This window comes from Actinotalea ferrariae CF5-4, from assembly GCF_000603945.1.
In the GTDB taxonomy this organism is placed as follows: domain Bacteria; phylum Actinomycetota; class Actinomycetes; order Actinomycetales; family Cellulomonadaceae; genus Actinotalea; species Actinotalea ferrariae.
Window position 1 is genome coordinate 1 of sequence record NZ_AXCW01000280.1, and the last position, 4,918, is coordinate 4,918.

At 76.1% G+C, this 4,918-nt stretch carries 6 protein-coding genes; all 6 read right to left on the bottom strand.

The genetic code is table 11. The features are described 5' to 3' along the window. Window positions 1-785: iron chelate uptake ABC transporter family permease subunit (locus N866_RS16275; protein WP_052023165.1), on the bottom strand; the 785-nt coding region annotated here is incomplete at its 3' end. Then, complete coding sequence (locus N866_RS16280; protein ID WP_081802743.1) at window positions 782-1,885, bottom strand: FecCD family ABC transporter permease; 1,104 nt, start codon at window positions 1,883-1,885, stop codon at window positions 782-784. The genes N866_RS16280 and N866_RS16275, both read right to left, overlap by 4 nt. A gap of 25 nt (window positions 1,886-1,910) precedes the next feature. Further along, complete coding sequence (locus tag N866_RS16285) at window positions 1,911-2,912, bottom strand: siderophore-interacting protein (RefSeq protein WP_245612632.1); 1,002 nt, start codon at window positions 2,910-2,912, stop codon at window positions 1,911-1,913. A 73-nt stretch (window positions 2,913-2,985) separates the two neighbouring features. Continuing rightward, window positions 2,986-3,891 carry a DUF2207 domain-containing protein gene (locus tag N866_RS16290; RefSeq protein WP_034228320.1) on the bottom strand — a complete coding sequence of 302 codons (906 nt, stop codon included), beginning with the start codon at window positions 3,889-3,891 and terminating at the stop codon, window positions 2,986-2,988. A gap of 4 nt (window positions 3,892-3,895) precedes the next feature. Then, entirely contained in the window at window positions 3,896-4,369 is a 474-nt protein-coding gene (smpB, locus tag N866_RS16295; RefSeq protein WP_034228322.1) for an SsrA-binding protein SmpB, read from the bottom strand. A 102-nt stretch (window positions 4,370-4,471) separates the two neighbouring features. After that, a partial coding sequence (locus tag N866_RS16300; RefSeq protein ID WP_034228323.1) for a M23 family metallopeptidase occupies window positions 4,472-4,918 on the bottom strand: 447 nt, incomplete at its 5' end.

Here is a 4,918-nt window from a genome sequence, read left to right on the forward strand (position 1 = left end):
GGGGTTGCGCCGACCGCCCGGGCGGTGTCGTCGTCGAGCCCCAGGGCGCGCAGCGGGCGGTGGGCGAGGGCGAGCACCACGACGACGGCGCCCAGCACCGCGGCCACCCGCGCCGCGTCGGCCCACGCCGCCGAGCCGACGCTGCCGACGAGCCAGAAGTACGCCGACCGGGCCTCCGTGAGGCTCGCTCGCGTCAGGGCGTAGCCGAGCACGCCCTGCGCCAGGAAGGCCACCGCCACCCCGACGACCACGAACCGGGTGCCCCGCACCCCGCGGCCGCTCAGGGCGAAGACGAGCCCGGCGGCGCCGAGCGCGCCGACGAGCGCGGCCGAGCCCACCGCTGCTCCGGTCAGGCCGGCTCCGATCGCCAGGACCCCCGCCGCGCTCGCGCCGCCGGTGAGCCCGACGACGTCCGGGCTGGCCAACGGGTTGCGGACCACCGCCTGCAGGAGCGCACCCGCCAGGCCCAGCGCCGCCCCCACCGCCAGGGCCAAGCCGAGCCGGGGCAGCCGCAGGCCGGTGACGATGAAGCGGGCGCCGTCGTCGGACCCGAGGAGCCCGCCGAGGACCTGGCCCGGCGACAGGGGCACCGCGCCGAGGCCGAGGGCGAGGACGGCCAGCGCCGCGAGCACCGCGAGCAGCATGCCGACGACGCCGGCCGCACGCAGCCGGTCGCCGTGCCGCACCGTGGCGAGGGCGTCCGTCACGCCGCTCAGGTCCGCCGGGGAGGCGGGCGCCCCACGCGGGACCCGGGCCGGACCGGTCGCGACCGCGGGGGCGTTCACAGCGCTGCCCGTCGCGAACGGACCAGGGCGATGAGCAGGGGCGCGCCCAGCGCCGCGACGACGATCCCGGCCTCGAGCTCACCCGGAGGCGTGACCACGCGGCCCAGGACGTCGGCGAGGAGCACGAGCGCCGCGCCGGCGACCGCCGCCAGGGGCAGCAGCCGCAGGTGCCCCGTGCCGGCGACAGCGCGCGCCGCGTGCGCCCCGACGAGTCCGACGAACACGAGCGGCCCGACGAGGGCCGTGGCGGTCCCGCACAGCAGCACGATCGCTGCCATCGCGGCCACGCGGGTGGGCACGAGCCGGAACCCCAGCCCTCGCGCGACGTCGTCGCCGAGCGCGAGGGCGTCGAGCGCCCGGGACATCGCGACGGCGACGAGCGCACCGACGGCGAGCAGCGGGGCCAGGGCGGCCGCCGTGCCCAGGCCGCGCCCGGTCAGGGACCCCACGGTCCAGAACCGGTACCGGTCGAGCGTCTCCGGGTCGCCGAGCAGGACGAGCGTCGTCAGCGAGCTCAGGCCGGCGGTCACGGCGGCCCCAGCGACGACGAGGAGGGCCGGTGAGCTGCCGGTCCGGGCGGTGACGGCCACCATCGCGATGAGTGCGGCGGCGGCGAGCGCGCCACCGAGCGCGAAGCCGGCGAGCCCCAGGGCCGAGGTCACCCCGGCGACGGTGAGGCCGAGGACGACGGCGAGCGCGGCGCCCGCGTTGACACCGAGCAGACCAGGGTCGGCCACGGGGTTGCGCGTCACGCCCTGCATGACGACCCCCGCGAGCCCCAGCGCGGCCCCCGCGAGCAGGCCGAGCACGGTCCGGGGCACCCGCAGCTCGCGGACCACGACGGCGTCCGTCGCGCGGGCCCCGGAGAGGGACCCGGGGTCGACGAGGGCCGCCCAGACCGTGGCGGGCGCCGTCGACCGGGCGCCCACCACCAGGCTCAGCACGACCACGACCGTCAGGGCGAGGACGAGTCCGGCGGCCGCCGCGGCGCGGCGTCGACGGTCGGCACGACCGGCTGCGGGACGTGGTCGGGGGCCCGGGTCGGCGGACCGCGGCGTCGGTCGGACCGGAGCGGGCGGCGGGGCCAGGGACGGGGTCACCGGCCGGCGGGGCGGCGCGCGGCGCTCACTGCGCCTCGCTGCGGCCGCGGCGCCAGTACCCCATGAAGGCGACCTGGCGGCGGTCCACCCCCACCTCGCTGACGAGGTACCGGCGCAGGTCCCGGACGACGGCGGCCTCCCCGGCGACCCAGGCGTAGACGTCCCCGGTGGCGGGGTCGAGCGGGGAGTCCCAGAGCAGGTCGGCGTCGACGTCGACGTCCTCCAGCGCGTCCGGGGTCTCGCGCACGGCGCCGGCGAGGTGGTCCACGTGCCGGGGGAGCCAGGCGGACAGGGCCTGCTGCAGGAGGACGCCGTGGGGCGCGACGGCCTCGAAGCCCTGGGCGGTGACGCAGCCGGCGTCCCGGGCGACCCAGGACACCTGCGATCCCGCAGGGACCATGACGGACAGGATGTCCGCCCCGGTGGGCACCTCGATGAAGGCCTGGGCGGTGACGCCCGGGCGCAGCGACTCCACGATGCTGCAGATCGCCGGCGCCGCGGTCTCGTCGCCGACCAGCAGCAGGTGGCGTGCCGCCCCCGGCCGCCAGTCCAGGCCGACCGTCGGGTCCGCGCTGCGGGCGTCCGGCCCGACGACGACGACACGGTCGCCGACGGCAGCCCGGCGCAACCACGCCGCGGCTGGGCCGTCGGGGTGCTCCGGGCTGGGGTCGTGGAGCACCATGTCCACGTCGAGCTCGCGCCGCTCGGGCCGCGCCGACCGGATGGTGTAGGTGCGCAGCGGCGAGCGCTCCTCCTCCGGCAGCGCACGCCAGCGCGCGTACCAGGAGCCCGCGAGGATCGTCTCGTGGTCGTCGGCGCCGACGTCGCAGAGCCGGCCGTCGGGGGAGGGGAACAGGATCTTGACCCGCTGGTCGAGGCCGGCGGTGCCCAGGCAGCCGAAGTCCTCACCGGTGAAGGTGACACGGACGAAGTGCGGTGACAGCGGCAGCAGCCGCTGCACCGTGGCCTCGTAGGGGCGGTAGGCGGGGTAGGCCCGCGCCATCGTCGCCTGAACGCGAGTTAGCACAGCCTTACCTTAGAAGGCGGGGGGCGGGGCTCGGCAAGCCGGTGTGATCGGATGCACACGGCGGGGCCCTGCGTCAGGCCGGCGGCGCGGGGTCGGCGTGGGCACGTCGCACGTGCCTCAGCGCGGTGACACCGAGGCCGACGGCCACCACGCCGAGGCCCGCGAGGGCGGCCGTGCGGCCGGCCGACCCGTGCTCGACGACGATCGGTTCGACGCCCCCGAAGGTGCCCGCGGGGTACGCGAGGGCGACGGTGAGGGACTCGCCCGGGACGAGCGTCGGCTCGGCGAACGTCGCGACGGTGCCGTCCGTCGCGCTGCTCGTGCAGGTCGCGTCCGGACCGGCGTAGCACCGGGCGTCCAGGACCGGCCCAGGAGCCCCGACGGTCACGTTCAGCCCCAGGACGGGGAGCGTCCACGCATCACCGACGACGTTGAGGACGAGCTCGTCCCGGTCGAGCCCGAAGGCCTCCGCGGAGCTGACCCACCCCTCGACGCGGTAGGTGAGTCGGTAGCTGTGCACCCCCGTGAGGTCGGCGTCCCGCCCCCCGAGGCGGATCTCGAGAAGCCCGTTCCGGTGGGCCAGGTGCACGTCGTCCGGAGCGGTGCGGCTCGTCGCCTCGACCGCGGTGATCCGGTAGACCCGGTCGTGGTCCGCGTCGAAGCGCTGCGCGGTGACGTACGTCAGGGCGGGGCCCGCACCGGGCTGCGCCCCGAAGTCCACGTCCAGGACCGTGTCGACCAGGGCCACGCCGTCCGCGTCCACGTCGATGGTGACGTCGTACCGCGTGATCCGGTCGTCGTCCCCCGGGCCGCTCGCGGCGACCGCCGCCGGGGCGCCGCCGAGGACCGCGGTCACCGCGAGCACCAGGGCCATGACGAGGCCGCGGCCGACCCGTCCCGGGCGGGTCCGTCCCGGGCGGGCCCGTGGGCGCAGCGCTGCGACCTGGGCGCCGGTCCGGCGCCCACCCCCCTCGGTCACCGTCTCAGTCCCGCTGCTTGCGCAGGCTCATGGCCGCCTGGGCCTCGCGCAGCTCCTGCCGCTCACGCAGCGCGTGACGCTTGTCGTACTCCTTCTTGCCGCGCGCCAGGGCGATCTCCACCTTGGCGCGGCCGTCGACGAAGTACAGCGCCAGGGGGACGATCGTGTGGCCCTTCGCGGACGACTCGCGGTCGAGCTCCTCGATCTGGCGACGGTGCAGGAGGAGCTTGCGCTTGCGGCGCGGTGCGTGGTTCGTCCAGGTCCCCTCGGTGTACTCGGGGATGTAGACGTTCTCCAGCCACGCCTCGCCGCGGTCGACGTCGACGTAGCCGTCGACGAGCGACGCCCGGCCGGCCCGCAGCGCCTTGACCTCGGTCCCGGTCAGCACGAGCCCCGCCTCGAACGTCTCGTCGATGTGGAAGTCGTGCCGCGCCTTCTTGTTGGACGCGACGAGCTTGCGTCCCGTCTCCTTGGCCATGCGGGCAAGACTAACGACCCGTGCCCGGTCGGTCGCCGGATTAGTGCGGCCCCGAGCGACCTCGGACGACGGCTCACCGGGGCCCGGTGGGAGTCCCGGCGGTCAGCGGGCGATCATCGGCCAGGGGTCGACGGTGCTGCCGTTGACGTAGACCTCGAAGTGCAGGTGGCACGCGGAGGACGTCCCGGTGTTGCCCGAGTACCCGAGCAGCTGCCCCCGGGACACGGTCTGACCGCCCCGCACGGCGAAGCTGGACAGGTGGTTGTAGCTCGACATGAGCGAGCGGTCGTTCCAGTACCCGTGGTTCACCATGACCTGGTTGCCGTAGCCGCCGCGGTACCGGGACCAGACGACCTCGCCGGACATCGCCGCGTAGATCGGGGTGCCGCACCAGGTGCGCAGGTCCACCCCGGCGTGCAGGCGCCAGTAGCCGAGCACAGGGTGGAGCCGGTTGCCGTAGTCGGACGTCTTGTAGATCGGCTCGATGCTCGTGGGGTTCGTGAACGGCCGGCTCGTCGTCGATGCCGGGGGCGGGGGCGGGGGCGCCGG